The 22,942-nt window shown below is 38.4% G+C and carries 27 protein-coding genes, 3 tRNA genes and 1 rRNA gene; 29 read left to right on the top strand and 2 right to left on the bottom strand.

The annotated features are described in order from the left end of the window. The first annotated feature begins 2 nt into the window (after positions 1-2). Both rrf and CBF33_RS08555 read left to right on the top strand, forming a co-directional pair. A 5S ribosomal RNA gene (gene rrf / locus CBF33_RS08560) occupies positions 3-118 on the top strand. Positions 119-129: 11 nt separating this feature from the next. Beyond that, positions 130-203 (top strand) — tRNA-Asn (locus CBF33_RS08555). 115 nt (positions 204-318) lie between these two features. On the opposite strand, the gene CBF33_RS08550 is transcribed toward CBF33_RS08555, so the two are convergent. Continuing rightward, positions 319-402, bottom strand: a tRNA-Leu gene (locus tag CBF33_RS08550). 71 nt (positions 403-473) lie between these two features. Between CBF33_RS08550 and CBF33_RS08545 the strand changes: the two genes are divergently transcribed. From CBF33_RS08545 to CBF33_RS08530, 4 genes are all read left to right on the top strand, one after another. Further along, on the top strand, positions 474-1,031 hold the full coding sequence (locus tag CBF33_RS08545; protein ID WP_126763394.1) for a GNAT family N-acetyltransferase: 558 nt from the start codon (positions 474-476) through the stop codon (positions 1,029-1,031). Then, positions 1,021-1,545, top strand: coding sequence for a GNAT family N-acetyltransferase (locus CBF33_RS08540; RefSeq protein ID WP_170167778.1), 525 nt, complete (start codon positions 1,021-1,023; stop codon positions 1,543-1,545). Before CBF33_RS08545 ends, CBF33_RS08540 begins: the two co-directional genes overlap by 11 nt. Positions 1,546-1,671: 126 nt before the next feature. Beyond that, positions 1,672-1,914: a GlsB/YeaQ/YmgE family stress response membrane protein gene (locus CBF33_RS08535; RefSeq protein WP_126763389.1), complete on the top strand. Its 243-nt coding sequence runs from the start codon at positions 1,672-1,674 to the stop codon at positions 1,912-1,914. Between the two features lie 26 nt (positions 1,915-1,940). Next, positions 1,941-2,123, top strand: a complete 183-nt coding sequence (locus tag CBF33_RS08530; protein ID WP_126763387.1) for a CsbD family protein — start codon at positions 1,941-1,943, stop codon at positions 2,121-2,123. A 54-nt stretch (positions 2,124-2,177) separates the two neighbouring features. Here the strand turns inward: CBF33_RS08530 and CBF33_RS08525 are convergent. Next, positions 2,178-2,274, bottom strand: a tRNA-Sec gene (locus tag CBF33_RS08525). A gap of 115 nt (positions 2,275-2,389) precedes the next feature. On the opposite strand from CBF33_RS08525, the gene selD reads away from it, so the two are divergent. The 23 genes from selD to CBF33_RS08410 all read left to right on the top strand — a co-directional run bounded on the left by selD (position 2,390) and on the right by CBF33_RS08410 (position 22,941). Further along, positions 2,390-3,439 carry a selenide, water dikinase SelD gene (gene selD / locus CBF33_RS08520; RefSeq protein ID WP_126763385.1) on the top strand — a complete coding sequence of 350 codons (1,050 nt, stop codon included), beginning with the start codon at positions 2,390-2,392 and terminating at the stop codon, positions 3,437-3,439. After that, positions 3,436-4,035 carry a sulfurtransferase-like selenium metabolism protein YedF gene (yedF, locus tag CBF33_RS08515; protein ID WP_126763383.1) on the top strand — a complete coding sequence of 200 codons (600 nt, stop codon included), beginning with the start codon at positions 3,436-3,438 and terminating at the stop codon, positions 4,033-4,035. Before selD ends, yedF begins: the two co-directional genes overlap by 4 nt. 21 nt (positions 4,036-4,056) lie before the next feature. Beyond that, positions 4,057-5,946: a selenocysteine-specific translation elongation factor gene (gene selB, locus CBF33_RS08510; protein ID WP_126763381.1), complete on the top strand. Its 1,890-nt coding sequence runs from the start codon at positions 4,057-4,059 to the stop codon at positions 5,944-5,946. Between the two features lie 3 nt (positions 5,947-5,949). Beyond that, positions 5,950-7,362 carry an L-seryl-tRNA(Sec) selenium transferase gene (gene selA, locus CBF33_RS08505; protein ID WP_126763379.1) on the top strand — a complete coding sequence of 471 codons (1,413 nt, stop codon included), beginning with the start codon at positions 5,950-5,952 and terminating at the stop codon, positions 7,360-7,362. Between the two features lie 46 nt (positions 7,363-7,408). Then, positions 7,409-7,645: a preprotein translocase subunit SecG gene (gene secG / locus CBF33_RS08500; RefSeq protein ID WP_023605727.1), complete on the top strand. Its 237-nt coding sequence runs from the start codon at positions 7,409-7,411 to the stop codon at positions 7,643-7,645. 92 nt (positions 7,646-7,737) lie between these two features. Next, entirely contained in the window at positions 7,738-8,499 is a 762-nt protein-coding gene (locus CBF33_RS08495; RefSeq protein WP_126763376.1) for an alpha/beta hydrolase, read from the top strand. Positions 8,500-8,512: 13 nt separating this feature from the next. Then, positions 8,513-10,837, top strand: coding sequence for a ribonuclease R (gene rnr / locus CBF33_RS08490; RefSeq protein ID WP_126763374.1), 2,325 nt, complete (start codon positions 8,513-8,515; stop codon positions 10,835-10,837). A 12-nt stretch (positions 10,838-10,849) separates the two neighbouring features. After that, the gene (smpB, locus tag CBF33_RS08485; RefSeq protein ID WP_023605724.1) at positions 10,850-11,308 is read left to right on the top strand and encodes an SsrA-binding protein SmpB; all 459 of its coding nucleotides are present in this window, start codon (positions 10,850-10,852) and stop codon (positions 11,306-11,308) included. A gap of 197 nt (positions 11,309-11,505) precedes the next feature. Next, positions 11,506-12,234 carry a F0F1 ATP synthase subunit A gene (atpB, locus tag CBF33_RS08480; RefSeq protein WP_126763372.1) on the top strand — a complete coding sequence of 243 codons (729 nt, stop codon included), beginning with the start codon at positions 11,506-11,508 and terminating at the stop codon, positions 12,232-12,234. Positions 12,235-12,266: 32 nt separating this feature from the next. Then, positions 12,267-12,491 carry a F0F1 ATP synthase subunit C gene (atpE, locus tag CBF33_RS08475; protein WP_023605722.1) on the top strand — a complete coding sequence of 75 codons (225 nt, stop codon included), beginning with the start codon at positions 12,267-12,269 and terminating at the stop codon, positions 12,489-12,491. 72 nt (positions 12,492-12,563) lie between these two features. Beyond that, on the top strand, positions 12,564-13,085 hold the full coding sequence (gene atpF, locus CBF33_RS08470) for a F0F1 ATP synthase subunit B (protein ID WP_126763370.1): 522 nt from the start codon (positions 12,564-12,566) through the stop codon (positions 13,083-13,085). Further along, entirely contained in the window at positions 13,075-13,617 is a 543-nt protein-coding gene (gene atpH, locus CBF33_RS08465; RefSeq protein ID WP_126763367.1) for an ATP synthase F1 subunit delta, read from the top strand. Before atpF ends, atpH begins: the two co-directional genes overlap by 11 nt. Before the next feature lie 25 nt (positions 13,618-13,642). Beyond that, positions 13,643-15,181 carry a F0F1 ATP synthase subunit alpha gene (gene atpA / locus CBF33_RS08460; RefSeq protein ID WP_126763365.1) on the top strand — a complete coding sequence of 513 codons (1,539 nt, stop codon included), beginning with the start codon at positions 13,643-13,645 and terminating at the stop codon, positions 15,179-15,181. Between the two features lie 16 nt (positions 15,182-15,197). After that, positions 15,198-16,124, top strand: coding sequence for a F0F1 ATP synthase subunit gamma (locus CBF33_RS08455; protein ID WP_126763363.1), 927 nt, complete (start codon positions 15,198-15,200; stop codon positions 16,122-16,124). An 18-nt stretch (positions 16,125-16,142) separates the two neighbouring features. Then, positions 16,143-17,546, top strand: coding sequence for a F0F1 ATP synthase subunit beta (gene atpD, locus CBF33_RS08450; RefSeq protein WP_126763360.1), 1,404 nt, complete (start codon positions 16,143-16,145; stop codon positions 17,544-17,546). Positions 17,547-17,560: 14 nt separating this feature from the next. Further along, positions 17,561-17,971, top strand: a complete 411-nt coding sequence (locus tag CBF33_RS08445; RefSeq protein ID WP_023605716.1) for a F0F1 ATP synthase subunit epsilon — start codon at positions 17,561-17,563, stop codon at positions 17,969-17,971. Positions 17,972-18,050: 79 nt separating this feature from the next. Further along, complete coding sequence (locus CBF33_RS08440) at positions 18,051-18,284, top strand: DUF1146 family protein (RefSeq protein WP_126763358.1); 234 nt, start codon at positions 18,051-18,053, stop codon at positions 18,282-18,284. 84 nt (positions 18,285-18,368) lie between these two features. Continuing rightward, positions 18,369-19,685, top strand: a complete 1,317-nt coding sequence (gene murA / locus CBF33_RS08435; RefSeq protein WP_126763356.1) for a UDP-N-acetylglucosamine 1-carboxyvinyltransferase — start codon at positions 18,369-18,371, stop codon at positions 19,683-19,685. 16 nt (positions 19,686-19,701) lie between these two features. Further along, positions 19,702-19,881 carry a DNA-directed RNA polymerase subunit beta gene (locus tag CBF33_RS08430; protein WP_023605713.1) on the top strand — a complete coding sequence of 60 codons (180 nt, stop codon included), beginning with the start codon at positions 19,702-19,704 and terminating at the stop codon, positions 19,879-19,881. Positions 19,882-19,941: 60 nt separating this feature from the next. Next, positions 19,942-20,226, top strand: coding sequence for a membrane protein insertion efficiency factor YidD (gene yidD, locus CBF33_RS08425; RefSeq protein WP_126763354.1), 285 nt, complete (start codon positions 19,942-19,944; stop codon positions 20,224-20,226). After that, the gene (locus CBF33_RS08420; protein WP_244919701.1) at positions 20,216-20,668 is read left to right on the top strand and encodes a GNAT family N-acetyltransferase; all 453 of its coding nucleotides are present in this window, start codon (positions 20,216-20,218) and stop codon (positions 20,666-20,668) included. The genes yidD and CBF33_RS08420 overlap by 11 nt, the downstream gene beginning before the upstream one ends. A gap of 133 nt (positions 20,669-20,801) precedes the next feature. After that, complete coding sequence (locus tag CBF33_RS08415) at positions 20,802-21,983, top strand: ABC transporter substrate-binding protein (RefSeq protein ID WP_126763350.1); 1,182 nt, start codon at positions 20,802-20,804, stop codon at positions 21,981-21,983. 64 nt (positions 21,984-22,047) lie between these two features. Continuing rightward, positions 22,048-22,941 (top strand): branched-chain amino acid ABC transporter permease, encoded by an 894-nt coding sequence (locus CBF33_RS08410; RefSeq protein ID WP_126763348.1) that lies wholly within the window; start codon positions 22,048-22,050, stop codon positions 22,939-22,941. Position 22,942: the final 1 nt, after the last annotated feature.

The raw sequence follows: 22,942 nt of genomic DNA, 5'->3' as shown, positions 1-22,942 counted from the left end.
AGTGTGGTGGCGATAGCAAGAAGGATACACCTGTTCCCATATCGAACACAGTAGTTAAGCTTCTTAGCGCCGATGGTAGTGGGGGGTTGCCCCCTGTGAGAGTAGGACGTTGCCACGCTTGTGTTTTATTCCGGCATAGCTCAGTTGGTAGTAGCGCATGACTGTTAATCATGATGTCGTAGGTTCGAGTCCTACTGCCGGAGTTCTGACTCAGTCTGTTAAGACTGAGTTTTTTTGTTATATACAAAACTTAGGTGATTAATTTAAAAAAGTATAATAAAAAAGACTATCTGTAAAAGATAGTCTGTCGTTAAAAGATGCGGTTGATGAGATTTGAACTCACACGAAGAATTTCTTCGCTACCCCCTCAAGGTAGTGCGTCTGCCGTTCCGCCACAACCGCTAGAACATACTATTATAGTTTACTGATGATTTGCTAATAAGTCAAGTTGAATTTTAAAGGAATGATTGTGAATGCTACAAATATACTTAAAGAAAATAGATGAGTGGGATTTGCCTGTATTATGGAGAAAAATTAGTGAGACTTGCTCAGAGTGGCAAAAGATGAATGATCCGTTGAATGAACAGCCTATACCTTCTAAAGAAGATTTTTTTGCTGAAGTAGCTCATAATTGGGTAGAAGAAGGAAATCCGTTATTAGTTATGCAAGAAAATGAGATAATCGGTGTGACGTCATGGAGCTATTTGTCTTCTGATTATCCAAATAATGAGAATGAGTTGGTATTTGATATAGGTTTAATCTTGTTTGATAAAGAGATACGAGGAAAAGGGTATGGAGCAGAAGTACTTTCTTTAATTGTAGACTATTTATTTTTTATGACACCGTATTTGGATGGTATTACGATTACAACATGGACGGGAAATTATCCTATGATAGCATTAATTAAAAAGTTTCACTTGCCACTGTATCTTGTTAAGCGTGAGGCCTTTGAATTAGAAGATAATACTTATGAGCGAGTTGTTTATCGTTTAAATCGTGAAATATGGGAGGAAAATGTGGATGAATATTAGACTAGCAAAACAGTCAGACTTACAAAATTTAAATCAGATTTTAGTTCAAGCGGCTGAACGAATTGCGCGTATGGGTTCTAGTCAGTGGCGTGAATTATTACTAAGTGATGTAGAGACGATTATTTTACCGCGTATTTTGAAGCAGCATGTTTATGTAGGTGAGTTAGATAATAAGGTTGTGATAATGGCGTTTGTAATGCCGGAAGAAGAATGGGATAAAAGTTTATGGTATCAGTTTAAGTCTTCGAATGAGGCCTTATATTTGCACAAATTGGCAATCAAGCAAGGTTATGAAGGACAGGGGATTGCTCAAAGTTTTTTAAATGGATTGGAGTCGGAACTTGTTAATTCTGCTAAAATATCCGTTTTACGACTAGATTGTATGAAGGAAAAGACGAGTTTGAATGCCTTGTATCAAAGAGCTGGGTTTAATTATGTCGGCACTTATCAAGGTGAAATAACTAATAACACGGAGTTTAATTTGTATGAAAAGTCAATGAAAACAAGTTGTTGATATGTTTGATTGAGCATATTTCTTTTAAAATATAACAAATGTATGTATAATAAATAGTATAAAACATATGATATTTGTTAAAAAATATTAGGGTTGTTTTATAGAGATTGAATTAGGAGGGATATTATGTCATTATTATGGTCATTAATCGTAGGAGCTATTATTGGTACTATTGCCGGAGCTGTTACAAACAAAGGAAACTCTATGGGGTGGATTGCTAACATCGTTGCAGGTTTAGTCGGTTCTTCGATTGGTCAGAGTTTATTCGGACATTGGGGACCTAGCTTAGCTGGAATGGCATTGGTACCTTCTATCTTAGGTGCAGTGATTTTAGTTGCAGTCGTATCATTTTTCATGAGTAAAGCATAAATAAAAAATAGAAAAGAGGTCATTTTATGACAGACAGAGGATTATCAGATAAAGTAAAAGGTAAAGCAAAAGAGTCCGTAGGTAAAGTGACGGATGACAAAGGTAAACAAGCAGAAGGCTTAGCAGACCAAGCAGTCGGTAAGGCGAAAGAAGTTGCAGCCGATGTAAAAGATAAAGCTGAAAAAGCTGTGGATAAATTAAAAGATTAATATGAGTTTAAAAGAAAAGCAATCTCAATTTGAGATTGCTTTTTTATTTTATATTGGCGGGAATGTGTGGGAATCGAACCCACCTAAGAAGCTATTAACTCCTCATGCTAGTTTTGAAGACTAGAGAGAACACCAGAACTCATCCATTCCCAAATCCATTCATAGCATAGCACAGCAAGGAATAGCGGTCAAACTTAAAACACGAAAGCTTATTTTAGATAAAGGGTGTGCTAGAATAGAAGAAAAGAGTACGAAGGAGGGGCAAGATGTCGAGTGACGAGGTTAATGGAAAAGAGCTGTATATTTGTGGTGGGTGTAATGCGAAAATTGGAGCAGGGGAACTATCCGCTATTTTAAAGAATCTACCGCAACCAAAATCGGATAAATTATTGGTGGGATTTGGTTCGTCAGATGATGCAGCGGTCTATGCGTTGTCAGATGAACAAGCGTTGATTCAGACATTAGATTTTTTTCCAACGATGGTGAGCAATCCTTATTTATTTGGACAGATTGCAGCGACGAATGCTTTAAGTGATGTATATGCAATGGGAGGCTCAGTGTTGACCGCGATGAATATTGTTTGTTTTCCTGAAGAAGGTGACTTAGATAGTCTTGCGCTTATTTTAAAAGGTGGTGCAGAAAAAGTTCAAGAGGCTGGGGGACTTTTAGTAGGTGGGCATTCAATTCATGACGCACTTCCTAAGTATGGTCTATCGGTGACGGGGACGGTTCATCCGGATAAAATGATAACTAATCAGGGAGCACGGCTCGGAGATTATTTAATCTTAACCAAGCCGATTGGAGTCAGTGTGATAACTTCTGCGTATAGTATTCATGAAACAGATGAAAAGACCTTTCAAGAAGCGGTTGCTTCGATGACGTTGTTAAATAAATATGCTGTAGAATATATGCACGAGCATGCTGTTTCTGCTTGTACGGATGTCACAGGTTTTGGCTTGTTAGGTCATTTGTTAGAAATGCTTTCAGACGATCAACAAGCTGTTTTATGGCAATCGGAAATTCCATATTTGCCAGGTGCTTATGATTTAGCGAATGAATTTATGATAACAGCGGGGGGACAACGAAATCGTAATCATTTAGAAGATAAGGTGTTATTTCAAATGGATGATTTTGCGTGGGAAGAATTGCTGTATGATCCACAAACATCAGGAGGGCTGTTAGTGAGTCTGCCTGTTGAAGAAGCGGAAGCTTTTTTAGAAAAAATCAAGGTACATTATCCGTATGCGCGAATTATTGGGCAGATTGTTGATAAAAAAACAGGGCCGTCGATTGTCGTAGAAAGTGGGAAAGAATGATGAAAAAAATAGATGCTACAGGTCAGGCTTGTCCATTACCTGTTATTCAAGCAAAACGTGCGTTAGAAACTGAAAAGTCGTTAAGTATTATAGTAGATAATGAAATTGCAACTCAAAATTTAAAAAAATTCGCCTCACAAAAGAATGTTACATATCGTTGTATTAAACAAGCAGCCAACCGATATGAAGTATTTCTTTCAAAAGAGAGTGAGGTAGAAGTATCGGATAAACTTTTGGATAAGAAGCAAGAAACACAAACTTCTGATATCGTGAAGACAATGGTATTTGATTCTTTAACTATGGGGAGTGGTAGTGAAGAGCTAGGTAAAAAGTTGATGTCAGGCTTTATCGCTTCCTTGTTAGAACAATCAGTTTTGCCAAAATATTTAGTGTTTTACAACGAAGGTGTGAAGTTATTAGTGGGTGAATTGGCTCATTCTTTTGATGAGTTAAAAGCAAAGGGTGTGACACTATTTGCTTGTGGGGCATGTACAGAACAGTATCAAGTAACAGAGAAGATAACATCTGCTGAAATAGTGAATATGTTTTTCATTACGGAACTTTTATTGAAGAGCGATACTGTCATTAATATATAGTGGAAGTCGGTAGGTGAAAAAATGAATGATTTTATTATTGGGACAGCGGGTCATGTCGATCACGGTAAGACAAGTCTAATCAAAGTGCTGACTGATATCGATACAGATCGTACGCCCCAAGAGAAAAAACGAGGCCTCTCTATTGAGTTGGGGTTCGCGTATATGGATTTGTCTACTGGACAACGAGTTGGAATAGTCGATGTTCCTGGACATGAGAGTTTTTTGAAAAACATGGTCTCGGGAGCGATAGGCATGGACCTCGTTTTATTAGTGGTCGATGTAAATGAGGGGATCATGCCACAAACCTATGAACATTTATCGATATTAAAATTGCTAGGCATAGAAGATATGATAGTAGTGATGACTAAGGTAAATGAAGTTTCTATTGAAAAGATTACGTCTTGTCGAACAGCTATTGAGCATTTTTTAACATCATTTGGTTTTAATAATGAAAGAACGCAGGTTCCTGTCATACCAGTAGATAGTCTTGCTAATACTGGTATCGGTGAATTAAAAACAGAGATTGAAAAGTATGCGCGTCATTTTGCTAGAAAGAATGAGGTTGCTAAGCTTCCTCGTTTAAATGTCGACCGCTCTTTTTCGTTAAAAGGAATAGGGACGATTGTGACAGGGACGTTACTATCAGGGAGACTAGCGATTAATGATGAAATTTGGGTCTATCCTTTGCGAAAGAAAGTGAAGATAAGGCAGTTACACGTTCACGACCAACCAGTAAGTCAAGTGACGACTGGGCAACGCGTTGCCATCCAGCTCAGTGGTGTGAAAGTATCAGATGTCCCCAAAGGTAGTGTATTATCGTGTGTGGAAAATGTAGAAGCGAGTTATATGCTTAATACTTACGTGACAAATATACAAAGTCAAGCAACATTAACACATTGGCAACGCGTGCATTTGCATGTAGGAACGCAGACGATACAAGGACGTGTTGTACCGTTAAATCAAGAAGAAATTGCTCCCAATGAGTCTGATTTTGTTCAGCTACGTTTAGAGCAACCTGTTATCGTTTTTCCAGGTGACCGCTTTATCTTACGTTCGTATTCACCTGTCACGACAATTGCGGGAGGTATTGTTTTAAATACAACGGTAACTAAGAGTCGTCGCAATGACCAACTTATTTTAGAAGAACTCACGTATCGTCTCGCAGCTGATAACCAAAAGTTAGTTTTATTTTTATTAAAGAAAGCTGGCGAAATTGTATCATTTCAGTCATTAAGTGAACGGTCGCAAATGGAAGAGGTCGCGCTTGAACAAACGTTATCTCAACTGGAAAAAGACGGACAGATTATGAGTAAGTCGACTTCGATTATAACAAAAGAACGTTTAACATTACTTAAACAAGAATTGATTGATTATCTTGACAAGCTGTATGAAACAAATCAAAGGATTCAAGGTGTAACATTAACGGATTTATTCCGCGTGTTTGTCGCGATTCCTTCTATTTGGATTGAAACCATATTAGAAGATTTAATAACTAATGGAACGGTCGTAAAACAAGAAGACATCTACATGTTGCCACGCGAAGAACCTCACAAGGAAGTAGAATGGTTAAGGAACTTGGACGCTTTTTTAAATCAACAAGGGTTGAAAGCGACAGATTGGCAAACGTTAAAAGAAAAATTTCCTGATATCGCTCTGTTAGATAGTAAAGAGAAACAATCTTATATTTACTTTGTCGACCGGCAGCACGTTATCGGCGTGACCTACTTAAACCATCAGATAGAGCGAGTGATTGATTACTTAGAAAAAAATCGCACGATCTCTGTCGCTGAGTGCCGTGATTTATTAGATGTCAATCGTCAACAGAGTTTACAGCTATTAGAGGCAATGGATAAACAAGGGTGGACGAAGCGAGTGGATAATCAACGTTTGCTTATTAAAAAGAGGAGATAGACTATGCAGGAAAAATTAAGAGCGATACCTTCTGTTAATCGATTATTGGAGCAATCAGAAATGCAAGAAATAATTGAAAAATATGGTTTAGAAAACGTGAAAAGGACGATTCAGCTAGAACAAGTGAAGTATCGTAAAGCACTTCTAAATGAGAAATCGACAATAATCAGAGAGACGGTCAGTGATTGGGTGGAGGTAGTTCAACATGTTTTACGTCTTTCCACTCACATACAATTAAAAAAGGTGATTAATGCTACGGGAGTTATCTTGCATACTAACTTGGGACGTAGTGTTCTAAGTCAAGCTGCTTTAGATAAAGTCGTCGCTTTAGGCCCTCATTACACCAATCTTGAATATGATTTAAAAACGGGAACGAGAGGCTCGCGTTATGACCATGTGACGGAGCGATTAAGGCAATTAACGGGTGCTGAAGCGGCGTTAGTCGTTAATAACAATGCGGCGGCTGTGTTATTAGCTCTGCATACGATAAGTCAAAATCAAGAAGTAGTTATCTCACGTGGCGAACTAGTTGAAATTGGTGGTGCCTTTCGAATACCTGAAATCATTACTTTAAGTGGTGCTCAATTGCGTGAAGTTGGAACAACGAATAAGACGCATTTTGCTGATTATCAACATGCAATATCGGAAGAAACAGGAGCATTATTAAAAGTTCATACGAGTAATTATCGGATTGAAGGATTTACATCAGAAGTACCTATTTCAGAATTAAGCCAACTTGCTAAGCGTTACGAGATACCACTTGTGACAGATTTAGGTAGTGGTTTGTTTTTTGATTTATCAGAATTAGGATTACGACGTGAATTGACGTTGACGGAGGCGTTGCATCAAGGGAGTGACCTTGTCACGTTTAGTGGCGATAAACTATTAGGCGGGCCGCAAGCCGGTATTATTATCGGTAAAAAAGAGTGGATTGACGCGATGAAACGCAATCAATTAACACGAGCGCTTCGTGTAGATAAGTTAACATTAGCAACGTTAGATGCTACGCTTGCTTTATATGAAAACGTGGAGCTAGCGAAACAACAAATTCCGACACTACATTATCTTTATCGTGATGTTGAAAAATTACAGCAATTAGCAGAAACTTTATCTTCTCGTTTGACTCCTTATCATCATCTTATTGAGGTGACAATAAAAGACTCAGAGGCACAAGTGGGAGGTGGTGCCTATCCTAACGACTTCTTACCTTCAAAAGCAGTATGTATAAGGTTAAAACAGGGAAGTTTACAGACACTAGCTGATTATTTACGTGAGTACGAGGTACCTGTTATAGGGAAAATCCATCATCAGCATTTGTGGCTAGATATGAAAACAATCGAAGTAGAAGACTTGGAAATAATAGAAGCAGCAATGGGTGATGCAACAAAAAGAATAGCTATTGAAATGCAGATATGATATAATATTAAAGATATTATGTGTACAATATAGGGAGGGCTACCAAGTGTATAGTTTTTTAATCACACTAATGATTATTTTATCATTGTTGATCATAGTAGCTGTAATGATGCAGCCTAGTAAACAAAACAGTGCGGCAAGCGCATTTACCGGTGGAGCAGATCAATTATTTGGAAAACAAAAGGCACGCGGATTTGAAGCGGTCATGCAACGAATCACGACGGTATTAGCAATTGCCTGGGTTGTCGTTGCAATCTTATTAGCATATTTACCGTTAGCATAAGTAAGTAAGAGCCTCCTGTTTGAACAGGAGGCTTTTTAATTGGTACAATAGGAACAGAGATGAAGAATATATAGGATAAAAGGAGTATTGTCATGCAATCAACAATTAAACAACAACCAGAAACAACTTTTTTTGAAGGAGGTAAACGAGCGGTTATTTTATTTCACGCTTATACAGGAACGCCTAATGATGTGCGAGCGATGGGCCGGTTTTTAAATAATGCTGGCTATACGGTGTTACTCCCAATGTTTGAAGGGCACGGGACAGAAACACCCGTTGATGTATTAGAGTATGGGCCAAAGTATTGGCAGAAAAATGTTGAAGAGAGCATTGAATTTTTAAAAAAACGTGGACACAATGAGATTGCGGTGTTTGGATTATCACTAGGTGGCGAATACGCCATGAAGACTTTAACAGATAATCGTGAAGAAATTATCGGCGGTGGTGCCTTCTGTTCACCACTTGTACCGAAGTTTGAAACGAATATTCGGCCTGTTTTCTTACAATTTGCTAAACAAGCAGCAGAGAAAATGGGAGAAACATTAACAGTAGAAGCGTTGGCAACAGTGACTGAGAAATTAGATAAGCAGTTGGTAGAATTAATTAGCTTGACGGATGTTATTTATAATGAAATGCCAAACGTCAAAGTTCCAACTTTATTAGTTCAAGCAGGCAAAGACCGCATGATTAATCCTCAAACGGTTTATGAAGCAAAAGAACAATTGTCAGCGGCAGATGTAACCGTCAAATGGTATGAAAACAGTGGGCATGTGATTACGATTGGCCCAGACCGACTTGAACTTCAAGATGATGTATTAGCCTTTATTGAATCTCTATCTTGGAGTCAGTCATAAAAAAGGAGAAAGTATGATAACAATACGAGAAAAAGTTATGACGTTTTTAAAGGCCAATCCTCAAAAAAGCTACAGTATTCGAGAATTGAGTCAACAACTTGATTGTGAAAGTAGTCAGGCGTTCAAAGAACTGGTAAAAGAAATTGCTTTTTTAGAAGAGAAAAAGGAAATCAAATTAACCTCTAAAGGAAAAGTCACGTTACCCCATCGTGACACGCTACTTTTAGAAGGGCATTTTCATGCAAATGAACGTGGCTTTGGCTTTGTCACGCTAGATGAATCCGAACCAGATATATTTATACCAAAAGAAAAAACGCATTATGCTTTAGATGGTGATACGGTCTTAATTGACATCGTTTCGCCAGGGGATTATTTAAAAGACCGTATGGCCGAAGGAAAAGTAGTTGAAATAAAAAAACGTCATATGACACAAATCGTCGGTGAGTTTATCCCTTACGATGAAGAGGAAATAGCGGAAACAGATTTATACGGTTTTGTGAAACCACAAGACAAGAAATTAGCGAACTATCGTGTTTATGTTGCAAAAGAAGGATTGCAACCTGTTGAAGGAAGTATTTGCGTTGTTTCGATTACCCATTACCCTGAAAAGGGTTATGACAGAGCGTTAGAAGGAGTTATTCTTCAAACAGTCGGACATAAGAATGACCCAGGTATGGATATATTAACGATTGTCATGCAGCACGGTATTCCGACGACTTTTCCTGACGAAGTGATGACGGAAGTCGCAGCGATACCAGATGAAGTCTTGGACAGTGAGCGTGAAGGACGACGTGACCTTAGAGACCGAACGATTGTGACGATAGATGGGGCAGAGGCAAAAGATTTAGATGATGCGATTAGTTTTGAAAAGACGGAGCGTGGAACGTATCGACTCGGTGTTCATATTGCCGACGTTGCGCATTACGTTAGAGAAAACAGTGCGTTGGATGAAGAAGCGTATAAACGTGCCACCAGTGTTTATTTAACTGACCGTGTCATTCCCATGTTACCTCACCGACTATCTAATGGCATTTGTAGCTTAAATCCAAATGTCGACCGACTAACATTAAGTTGTGAAATGGAAATCGATAGTAATGGGAAAGTGATGGACTATGAGATTTATGAAAGTGTAATTCGGACAAAAGAGCGTATGACGTATGACGCTGTTAATGAAATACTTTCTGATGAACACTCACAAACAAGTCAAGATTATGCAGAACTTCGTTCATTTTTTAAAGAGATGTCTGAGTTGCACTTTATATTAGAAAAAATGCGTGAACGACGTGGAGCTATCTCGTTTGAAAGTAAGGAATCTTACATTCAGCTAGATGAAACTGGCAAACCACTTTCGATAGTTTTACGAGAACGCGGTGTTGCTGAAAAAATGATAGAATCATTTATGTTAATGGCCAACGAAACGATTGCTGCTCATTATGAGCAAAAAGGATTACCTTTTATTTATCGGATACACGAAGAACCTAAGACGGAAAAAATTCAACGTTTCTTTGAATTTTTGACAAACTTTGATGTTGTGGTAAAAGGCACGAAAGACAATATCGACCCGAAAGAACTTCAAAAAGTTATGCAACATGTGGAAGAAATGCCAGAGAAACCAATTATTAACATGATGTTATTGCGAAGCATGCAGCAAGCTAAATACGCAGCAGAACCACTAGGCCACTATGGATTAGCGACAGATGACTATACACATTTTACTTCACCAATTCGACGTTATCCCGATTTAATTGTGCATCGTTTAATCAAAAAATATATGCACGAACCGATTACACCTAAGATGACGAATCACTTAGAAAGCACGCTACCTGATATTGCCTTACATAGCTCAATCATGGAACGTCGTTCAGTAGATGCTGAACGTGATACGGATAGTCTGAAAAAGACAGAGTTTATGGCAGATAAAGTGGGGCAAGAGTTTGAAGGGGTGATTAGCTCTATTACGAAGTTTGGTATTTTTGTGGAATTACCGAATACAGTAGAAGGATTGATTCATGTTAGTCAGTTAAAAGATGATTACTATCACTTTATTGAAAATCATTTGACATTAGTAGGTGAACGCACCCGTCGCATGTATAAAATTGGCCAGCAAGTGACAGTTAAACTAATGAAAGCAGATGTTGAGACGCGAGAAATTGACTTTGAATTGTTGAATGCTGAGCAATTGGCAGATGATCCGCGGATTCAAACGAATGTAAAGCGAAAAAATCATGAGAAACGTGAAAGAAATTCAGGAAAAAGAAAGCGTCAAACATCTCATAAATCAAAACATAAAGCCCCTTTTTATAAGAAAGTGGCTAAGAAGAAGAAAAAGAAGAAATAAGGAGGAACCTTGATGGCAAAAAAAGAAAGCAATGTGTTGGCTCAAAATAGAAAAGCCCGTCATGACTACACCATCTTATCGACTGTGGAAGCAGGCATTGTCTTAAAAGGGACTGAAATAAAGTCTATTCGAGCAGGTCGAATTAATTTGAAGGATGGCTTTGCCACGATACGTCAAGGGGAAGCATACCTTCATAATGTTCATATTAGTCCATATGAACAAGGTAATTTATTTAATCACGACCCTTTACGTGCGAGAAAATTATTAATGCACAAACGTCAAATCGACCAACTACTAGGTGAATCAAAAAACAAGGGAATTACGCTCATACCATTAAAAGTTTATTTGAAAAACGGATTTGCTAAAGTTTTGATAGGAGTAGCTAAAGGGAAAAAACAATACGATAAACGTGAAGATTTAAAGAGAAAAGCTGTTAATCGTGAAGTAGAACGTGCTTTAAAAAACCATTAAATTTGATAACGAAAAACAGGTTAAAACATGATTAATTTACACATTAAAAACTCATAAAAACGGACAACTTGTCCGTTTTTGCTTTATAAAAATCTTTGTATTTTACTGATTTTGATGGTAAGATTAAACATGTTGAGTGAATCCTTTCAACGCGCATGAGTTAGTGCACATTTTTTTGTGAAATGAGGTGAAGTTGTATGAATGAAATATCCAAAATAATCACGATTGGCCCGCTAGACTTTGATGTCACGTTAATGGCTATGACCGTTTTAACTTGTATTATTGTATTTGCTTTTGTGTATTCTTTTTCAAGAAATTTAAAGTTGAAGCCTACGGGTAAGCAAAATGTTCTAGAGATGGTCGTGGACTTTGTGAGAAAGATATTATCTGATAATATCCCAGGTAATGAAGTAAACAATCATCACCTTTTAGCTTTTACTCTATTTCTATTTATACTCGTATCCAATATTCTTGGGTTAGTAACTAAAATAGAAGTACACCAAGGTGAACAAGCGATTAGTTATTGGAAGAGTCCCACTGCGGATCCTCTTGTGACATTAACACTAGCAGCTGTCGTTATCCTGTTAACGAATTATTTTGGAATTAAAAAATTCGGAATGAAGAAATATTTTAAAAATAGTTACTCAGAACCCGCTAAATTCCTAATGCCAATTAAACTTATGGAAGAGTTAACCAACGTTTTAACGTTAGGTTTACGTTTATACGGTAATATTTATGCAGGGGAAGTACTATTAACATTAATTTCGAGTTTTGCGGCAAGTAAGGGATGGATATCCTTTGTGTTTGCAGTTCCACTTGAAATGATCTGGCAAGGATTCTCTATTTTCATAGGTGGAATCCAAGCATTTATATTTGTCACACTTTCTTCTGTATATCTATCACATAAGATAGAAGCAGAGCACTAAAAAATGATAATGAAATTTAGGAGGAAACATAGATGGAAGGATTAAATTATATTGCTGCAGCTATCGCAGTATTTGGATCAGCTATTGCTGCTGCATACGGTAACGGAAAGGTTATTTCTAAAACTTTAGAATGTATGGCGCGTCAACCAGAAATGTCAGGTGAATTACGTAGTACCATGTTTATTGGGGCAGGTTTAATCGAGGCTGTTCCTATTTTGGGCGTCGTTGTTGCCTTACTATTAGTATTCTTAGGGTAATAACAGAAGGCAGGACGAAATGTCACTGCTTTCTTTCTATATTGATGTCAGAGAAGGGAAGTGTAAGCGATAATGACGGATTATTTAGTAATTGCGAGTGCAGCTAATACAACGATTACGACCATGGCCTTTGTCACACTATCTTTTATCATCTTAATGTTGTTAATTAAGAAGTTCGCCTGGGGTCCTATCACAGATATGTTGCATGAACGTGAAACTAAAATCGCCAATGATATAGATAACGCTGAAGCATCTAGAAAACGTGCAGCTGAGTTAGTAAAAGAGCATGAAGAAACACTAGCGAAATCACGTGCTGAAGCAGCAGCGATTGTCAAAAATGCGAAAGAAACAGCAGAATTAAATGCCGATGCGATCATTAAAGAAGCACACGAAGACATGAAACGTTATCGTGAACAAGGTAAAAAAGAGTTAGAACTAGAACGTACTAAACTCATCGAATCAGCCCGTAAAGAAGTAGCGGATTTATCTATTTCTATTGCTGAGAAGATTTTGAAAAAAGAGTTGGACGATGCTACGCATAGAGAGCTAATAGATTCTTATATTGAAGGGTTGGGAGCTCGAGATGAAGACTGAAAATATCGTAGTGGACCGTAAATACGGGAAAATACTATATGAAATTGCTAAAAAAGAAAATCAAATTGAAGCGATTCATGATGAGTTACTCGTGTTGCGTGATATTTATAAAGAAGTCCCAGAAATTGGTCAAATCCTAACTGATGATCGTCTAGCTGCTTTTGAAAAAGCAGATATTTTGCATGAGTTAGACCGAGAATTTGGTGAAACCATTTCTAAATTTTTACGCGTAATCTACGAGTACGGTCGTATGAATGAGATTCCAGAAATCATCGATGAATTTGAATTCTTTTATTATGAAGACAAAGGGATTTTAGTCGCTGACGTCACCTCTGTTGTGTCGCTATCAGAAGATGAAATTACCCGATTAAAAGCAGAAGTAAAAGCAATTACTGACGCTGAAAAAGTTATTATTCGTGAGAAACTTGATCCTAGTATTCTAGGAGGATTAATTGTTCAAGTAGATCATAAAATGATTGATAACAGTGTCAAAAAACAATTAAAAGAAATGCATAAAGAATTATTGGCTTAGTACGCTAAAGAAGAGGTGAAAGCAATTGAGCACGAAAGCTAAAGAAATAAGTGCCCTAATTAAACAACAAATTGCGAACTATTCAGACGCCTTACAAGTAGAAGAAGTCGGTGTTGTCACGTATGTTGGGGACGGAATCGCTAGAGCGTATGGGCTAGAAAACGCCATGTCCGGAGAATTACTAGAGTTTGCTAATGGCTCATACGGAATGGCTCAAAACTTAGAAGAACAAGATGTCGGTATTATTGTTTTAGGTGAGTTTGAAACCATTCGAGAAGGCGATCAAGTAAAACGCACAGGGCGCATTATGGAAGTTCCTGTCGGTGAAGAACTAATTGGTCGTGTCGTGAATCCGTTAGGTGTACCAGTCGATGGAGAAGGGGACATTTTGACGAAAAAAACACGTCCTATTGAAGCGGCTGCACCAGGTGTTATGGCACGTCAATCTGTATCTGAGCCACTACAAACTGGTTTAAAAGCGATTGACGCCTTAGTGCCGATTGGTCGGGGACAACGTGAATTAGTTATTGGAGACCGTAAAACAGGTAAAACGACTATCGCAATTGATACGATTATTAATCAAAAAAATGAAGACATGATTTGTATTTATGTTGCGATTGGTCAAAAAGAATCAACCGTTCGTTCTCATGTTGAAACATTGAGAAAACATGGTGCAATGGATTATACGATTGTTGTGACTGCTAGTGCGTCACAACCTGCTCCTTTACTTTACTTAGCACCATACGCAGGAGCAGCGATGGGTGAAGAGTTTATGTATAACGGAAAGCATGTGTTGATTGTTTATGATGATTTGTCAAAACAAGCGGCTGCTTATCGTGAAATTTCATTACTATTAAGACGCCCGCCAGGTCGTGAAGCTTATCCAGGAGATGTTTTCTACTTACATTCACGTTTACTTGAACGTGCTGCAAAATTAAGTGATGAGTTGGGTGGAGGGTCGATGACGGCCTTACCTTTCGTTGAAACACAGGCAGGAGATATTTCTGCTTATATTCCAACAAACGTTATTTCCATTACTGACGGACAGATTTATCTCCAAAGTGACTTGTTCTACTCAGGGGTTCGCCCAGCGGTTGATGCTGGTTTGTCTGTATCACGTGTTGGTGGTTCAGCCCAAACGAAAGCTATGAAGAAAGTAGCAGGGACGTTACGTCTTGATTTAGCGAGCTATCGTGAGTTAGAAGCCTTTACGCAATTTGGTTCTGACCTTGATGCAGCAACACAAGCAAAATTAAGTCGTGGACGTCGTACAGTAGAAATTCTAAAACAACCGATACATCAGCCATTATCTATGGCGCAACAGGTCGTTATTTTATATGCGTTAACGCATGGATTTATTGACGATATCCCTGTTCCAGATGTTTTAAGATTTGAACGAGAATTATTTGAGTTTATCGAGAATACACATCCCGACCTTTTCTTAAGTATTCAACGTACGAAAGAACTACCTGAGCAAGAAGAGATTGAGAGTGTCTTAAATGAATTTAAAGAGTTATTCTCAGTAACTCAAGACAATCAAACGACCACACAACAAGAATCGTAAAGGATGGTGATCTTGTATGGCTGAATCATTGATTGAAATAAAGCGAAAAATGACGTCAACGAAAAAGACAAGTCATATTACGAGCGCCATGCAAATGGTGTCAGGAGCAAAATTAAATCGCTCTGAATCTGCATCGAAAAATTACCAACTTTATGCTAAAAAAGTACGTGAAGTGGTCACACATCTTGCAGCTTCTCAGTTAAAGTCCATTGATCCTGATATGGAAGCAGATTCTTTTGACGAAGAAATTACAGATGAAGAAGCTTATCATGTGATGCTTCAAACTCGTCCTGTAAAACGCACAGGCTATATTGTCATTACTTCTGATAAAGGACTAGCAGGTGGTTATAACAGTTCGATTATTAAACAGACGATTCAGATGTTACAAAATGACCATAAAAGTCATGATGAGTACGTCTTAATGACAATTGGTCGAACAGGAACAGAGTTTTTTAAAAAACGTGGTGCGCCAATTGCGTATGAACAAGTTGGGTTGAGTGATCAACCAGTATATGATGAAATTCGTTCGATTATACATACGGCAATTGAGATGTACCAAGAGAATGTTTATGATGAATTATACGTGTGCTATAACCATCATATCAACTCTCTTTCATCACAATATCGTGCAGAAAAAATGCTGCCTATTACAGACCTTGATGCCGCAGAAGCGAAATCTTATGAACAAGAGTATATCTTGGAACCTTCTGAAGAAGCTATCTTGGATCAGTTATTGCCACAATATGCTGCGAGTTTAATTTACGGTGCCATTTTAGATGCGAAAACAGCGGAACATGCTGCACGTATGACAGCTATGAAAAGTGCCACTGATAATGCGTCTAATATTATAGATGAGTTAACACTCAAATATAACCATGCACGTCAAGCAGCCATAACACAGGAAATAACAGAAATCGTAGGTGGAGCGGCAGCATTAGAGTAATGACGGGAGGAAAATAGAGTGAATTCTGGTAAAATAGTACAAGTTATCGGTCCCGTTGTCGATGTGGAGTTTCCAGTAGATCAAGCATTACCTGATATTAATAATGCCTTAGTTGTTTATAAAACAGATTCTAAACAAAAAGTTATTTTAGAGGTAGCTTTAGAATTAGGAGATGGCGTCATTCGTTCCATCGCAATGGAATCAACAGACGGTTTACAACGCGGCATGGAAGTGCTTGATACAGGTGCCCCGATTTCGGTACCAGTGGGGAAAGAAACACTAGGACGTGTATTCAACGTGCTAGGTGAAACAATTGATAAAGATGCCCCATTTGAAGAAGATGTTGAAAAAAGTAGTATTCATAAAAAAGCACCAACCTTTGACCAATTAGCAACCACTAACCAAATATTGGAAACAGGGATTAAAGTTATTGACCTGTTAGCCCCTTATTTACGAGGCGGTAAAGTTGGTTTGTTCGGAGGAGCTGGTGTAGGTAAAACAGTTTTAATTCAAGAATTAATCAATAATATTGCCCAAGAACATGGTGGTATTTCTGTGTTTACCGGTGTTGGTGAACGTACACGTGAAGGTAACGACTTATACTATGAAATGAAAGAGTCAGGTGTTATCGAGAAAACAGCCATGGTATTTGGTCAGATGAATGAGCCACCAGGCGCACGTATGCGTGTGGCTTTAACAGGCTTAACTATCGCTGAATATTTCCGTGATGTAGAAGGTCAAGACGTGCTACTCTTTATTGATAATATTTTCCGTTTTACACAAGCGGGATCTGAAGTATCAGCTCTTTTAGGGCGTATGCCGTCAGCTGTAGGATATCAGCCAACGCTAGCGACCGAGATGGGACAATTACAAGAGCGTATTACGTCTACACAAAAAGGATCCATTACATCAATCCAAGCTGTTTATGTGCCTGCGGATGACTATACCGACCCGGCACCAGCGACAGCGTTTGCTCACTTAGATGCAACAACTAACTTAGAACGTCGTTTAACTGAGATGGGTATTTACCCTGCGGTTGACCCATTAGCGTCGACTTCAAGTGCATTGGAGCCAGAAATCGTAGGCGAAGAGCACTATAAAGTAGCGACTGAAGTGCAATTTATTTTACAACGCTATCGTGAGTTGCAAGATATCATTGCCATCTTGGGGATGGATGAGTTGTCCGAGGAAGAGAAAGTGTTAGTAGGACGTGCACGTCGTGTTCAGTTCTTCTTATCACAAAACTTCCACGTTGCAGAACAATTTACCGGACAACCCGGTTCATATGTTCCAGTTAAAGAAACTGTTCGTGGATTTAAAGAAATCTTAGCAGGAAAATATGACGATTTACCTGAAGAAGCTTTCCGTAGTGTCGGAAGCATCGAAGAGGTCGTTGAAAAAGCGAACCAATTAGGTTATTAGAATAGAGGGATTCTATGACAAAATTACATGTGCAAATAGTGACCCCGCAAGGCATGGTTTACGAATCTGATGCAGATTTTGTCGTGGGTAGATCTGCTGATGGTGATATTGGAATATTACCAAATCATTTACCTATCATTGTTCCTCTAGAAATTGATAAATTTCGTGTGAAACGTGATGATAAAAATGAAGATGTCATAGCGGTAAATGGCGGTGTAATGGAAGTTCGTGACAATCAAGTTAGCATATTAGCCAACAGTGCTGAATTGCCAAGTGAGATTGATATCGAACGAGCTGAACGTGCTAAGTCACGGGCAGAAGGACATTTACAACGTGCTAAAGAAACGCATAATGTTGACAGTCAGCGACGCGCAGAAGTGGCATTAAGTCGTGCCTTGAACCGAATTAATGTTTCTAAAAGATAAAGAAAGAGCCATGGCTCTTTCTTTTTTTTGTTATGATGATGTGATAAAATGTAAGAAGCAATGAGAAAAGAGGCTAGTTATGCAAGTATATGGTTTTGAAGCGTTAATTCGCGTTATTAGTCATTTTAGTTTTGTTTATTTAGCATTTTGGTCACTACAAGCTATTCGCTATGAACAGTGGTTTAAACAGACAAATGTGACGAAAATCAGATTAATCTTGACGTTAGTAGCGATTGCGATTGGCTATACTGCAAGTTCGTTTTTTTTAGAGACGATGAAGTTAATGGCTAATTTTTTACTTCTCTTTTTCTAAAAAGAGTGAAACATTATTCTTTTATAATCAGAGAAATGTGTTATACTTAATCGAGTTTGACGAATAATTTTTGGAGGGAACACAATGGAACATATCATTGTTCAAGGAGGTCGCCAGTTAAATGGCTCTGTTATTATTGAAGGAGCTAAAAATGCGGTCTTACCTATCTTAGGTGCGGCGATGTTAGCTGAAGAAGGTAAAACGATTTTACACAATGTGCCGATTTTATCGGACGTGTTTATGATGAATGAAGTGATTAAACATTTAAATACACAGGTAACATTTGATTTAGAAACGAATACGGTAGAAATCGACGCAACGGAGACGTTGGAAACGGAAGCGCCTTATGAGTATGTAAGCCAAATGCGTGCGTCGATTGTCGTCATGGGGCCATTATTAGCTCGTTCAGGACACGCTAGAGTAGCGATGCCGGGTGGTTGTGCTATTGGCAAGCGTCCAATTGACCTACATCTTAAAGGTTTTGAAGCACTAGGTGCTGAGATTACACAGGAAGATGGGTATATTGAAGCAACAGCACCAAATGGTTTAAAAGGTGCTAGAATTTATCTTGATTTCCCAAGTGTTGGAGCAACGCAAAATATTATGATGGCTGCGGTTAAAGCGAAAGGCACGACAACGATTGAAAACGTGGCGCGTGAACCAGAGATTGTTGACTTGGCGAACATTTTAAATAAAATGGGAGCACAGGTTATCGGTGCTGGAACGGAAACGATTAAGATTGAAGGGGTTGAACATCTTCATGGTGTAACACACCGCATTGTTCAAGATCGTATTGAAGCGGGAACGTTTATGGTAGCAGCTGCGATGACTCAGGGAAATATTTTGATTGAAGAAGCGATTGTTGAGCACAATCGTCCATTGATTTCTAAATTACGTGAGATGGGTGTTCAAATCACTGAGGAAGCAGAAGGTATTCGTGTAATTGGACCGGCTAAATTGAAATCAACGGACATTAAGACGTTACCACACCCTGGTTTCCCAACCGATATGCAAGCTCAGATGAGTGCTTTGCAAGTCATTGCGGAGGGAACGAGCGTGGTGACTGAAACGGTTTTTGAAAATCGATTCCAGCATTTACTTGAAATGGAGCGTATGGGAGCGAAATTCCGTCTGGATAGTAACATTGCGTATATTGATTGTGTTGAAGAATTATCTGGAGCTGAAGTGGCAGCGACTGATTTACGTGCAGCAGCAGCACTTGTTTTGGCTGGGTTAGTGGCAACTGGTCGGACACAAGTCAATCAATTAAAATATTTAGACCGTGGTTACTATCAATTCCATAAAAAATTGCAAAAGCTAGGCGCGAAGATTGAACGCTATGATCATGAAGGAAATGTCGTAGAAGACACAGTTAGTCAGCTTTCATCACTTCAACTCTAGGAAGAAGGTGCAAGATATGACGGATAGTACGAAACATATTTTAAGACAATTAATAAAAGTAGCCGTGTTTATTTTGCTTATCTTGCTCTTATTTTTGGTTGGATTAGTGATAGGCTATGGGATTATTGGAGATGGAAAGCCTCTAGATGTACTAAAATCTGGTACATGGGAGCATATTTTCCAATTCTTTAAATAGTTAGGTTAACGCTAAGTCATTCATGGCTTAGCGTTTTTAAAGTAGAAGGTGAGAATATAGATGAAGAACATCTTGTTAAAACTAGTCCGTTTTTATCAGAAGCATATTTCGGTCGCACGTGGTCGCACGTGTCGTTATCATCCGACATGTTCACAATATATGGCGGATTCTTTAACGTATCATGGTGCCTTGAAAGGCCTTATAATGGGAACCGCTCGCATCTTGCGGTGTCATCCGTTTGTAAAGGGAGGCATTGATTATGTGCCGTTAAAGTTTACATTGCGTCGAAACCCTGATGAAACATATCCTGGTCCCTACGAGCGTGATAAACGTGATGAAGGTTAGAGCGGCTCGTCAGACTGACGCGATATGGGAGTTACTATTGGAAGCTGACCCAGATATAGAAAAAGTGAAGGGGTACCTCGATTCAGGGGAGGTATATGTTGCAACAGAAAAAAATGAGATTTTAGGTGTCATTGTCATCGAATTAATAGGTAAGGATATTGTGGAAGTAAAAAATCTTGCAGTTAATAAGTTATATCGTAGAAGAGGGGTGGCTTCTCATTTACTTACCTCTATTAAAAATAAAGTGAAGCAAGAAACACCTGATTGTATGATTTATGTCAAAACGGCTAATACCTCCTATCCTGCTTTAGCACTTTACGAGCGTCAAGGCTTTGTTTTGTCAGATATCGTGGAGAATTATTTTCTAACGCATTATGAAGAACCCATATTTGAAAATGGGCAGCAAGCGACGGACCAATATATTTTAATTTATCAGTCATAGCAAAGTTAAATCACTTTGCTATTTTTTTATTTGTCAGAATTGTCTGAAAATTCTTGACAATGATAAAATAGTTCGCTATATTATAATTTATCTATTAAATGAGAAAAAGATGAGAAATACGGAGGGGTTTTTAATGAAAAAATGGATGAAACTTGGATTGGCGTTTGCAAGCGTCGCACTACTGACGGGATGTACCTCAGCAAATTCTGGGAGTCAGGCAAAAAATGAGAAACAATCGACTAATAGTGACACGGTAAAAGTCGGTTTAAACTACGAGTTATCAGGAGCGGTTTCGGCCTATGCGCAGCAACAAAAAGATGCGTTGGAAATGGCGAAAGATGAAATCAACGAAGCAGGAGGTATTTTAGGGAAAAAAGTTGAGTTTGTTATTAAAGATAATAAATCAGAAACAGCAGAGGCAGCTTCTGTAGCGGCAAGTTTAGCCAATGAAAAAGATTTAGTGGCGGTGATTGGGCCAGCGACATCTGGTGCTTTTAAAGCAACTATTCCCAATATGAAAAAAGCTGGAATTCCTGCCATTACTCCGTCTGGAACTGATGATAGTATTACTAAGGATAAAAATGGCGTCTATGAAAATATCTTTAGAACGTGTTTCCAAGATTCTTTTCAAGGGGTTATCTTGGCTCAATATGCTAGTCATAATTTAAAAGCAAATCGAGCGTTGATTATCGGTGATAATTCAAGCGACTATGCAAAAGGGTTAACAAAATCATTTAAAGAAACCTTTGAAGGAGAGGTCGTGGGTGAAGAAAACTTTGTCGCAAAAGAGAAAGATTTTAAAGCAATGTTAACAAAAGTTAAAAATAAAGAGTTTGATTTTATCTATCTTCCTGGCTATTACGAAGAAGCCGGTGCCATTATCAAGCAAGCGCGCGAAATGGGAATTGAACAGCCAATTTTAGGAGCTGACGGTTTCTCAGATCCTAAATTAGTGGATATTGCCGGAAAAGATAATGTGACGAATGTTTTCTATACATCACATTTCTCGGAAACAGCACCCGCAACAGATAAAGTCAGTGATTTCGTAGCAAACTTTAAGAAACGTTATGATTTAACCCCAAGTTCTTTCAATGCACTTGGCTATGATTCTCTATATTTGTTGAAAGATGCGATTGAACGTGCGGATAGTACAGATCACGCTGCAGTTGAAAAAGCTTTAAGTGAAACAAAAGATTTTGTAGGGGTAACAGGGGTTATGTCGATTGATGAAAATCATAACCCAGAAAAAGCAGCAGTTGTAATTGGTTTAGAAAAAGGACAAGAAGCCAGTGCAGAAGTTGTCGAACCTAAATAAAGCTTTTAGAAGGATAAGCCAGGGGCTTTCGCTCCTGGTTTAATAGATTGGAAGGGATAGGAAGATGGAAAACGTATTGCAACAAATTGTGAATGGTCTATCGCTTGGAAGTATCTATGCTTTGATTGCGCTAGGCTATACCATGGTATACGGGATTATAAAATTAATTAATTTTGCTCATGGTGAGATTTATATGGTGGGCGCGTTTATTGGCTATTATTTGATTCAATATTGGCAGTTTCCCTTCTTTTTAGCACTGATTGTCGCCATGGTTGGTAGTGCCATTTTAGGTGTTTTAATAGAGTTTTTAGCTTATCGTCCATTACGAAAAGCGCCGCGCATTGCTTCTTTAATTACAGCACTAGGCGTTTCTTTTTTCATTCAAAATGTGATGAAGTTAAAAGTATTTGGCGGACCCGATACGCGTGCTTTTCCCCAAGTGATTGCACAAAAAACTTATCAGTTTGGTGGTATTTCGATTTCTAATATTCAAGTTTTTATTTTGTTAACAGCTTGTCTATTGATGGTTGCGTTACAAGTAATTGTAAAATATACGCGAATGGGCAAAGCTATGCGGGCGGTTAGTGTGGACCCCGATGCAGCTCAGTTAATGGGGATTAATGTCAACCAGACGATATCCTTTACTTTTATTTTAGGGTCTTCATTGGCTGCTGCTGCGGGTGTGTTGATAGGGCTTTATTATAATAGTATCGACCCGATGATGGGGGTAACACCCGGATTAAAAGCGTTCGTCGCAGCCGTTTTCGGTGGAATTGGCATTATACCAGGTGCTGCTATTGGTGGATTTGCCATAGGTTTATTAGAAACTTTTGTCAGTGCATCATCTATCGACGGTTTGTCAGCGTATAAAGATGCGATTGTGTATTTTGTTTTAATTTTAGTCTTGCTGATGAAACCGGCAGGGTTATTAGGTAAAAATGTGAAAGAGAAGGTGTAGC

The sequence above is a fragment of the Vagococcus lutrae genome (assembly GCF_003987555.1).
Lineage (GTDB): Bacteria > Bacillota > Bacilli > Lactobacillales > Vagococcaceae > Vagococcus_A > Vagococcus_A lutrae.
Note: the sequence above shows the minus strand (reverse complement) of the source record. Positions and strands in the feature narration are given on the sequence as shown.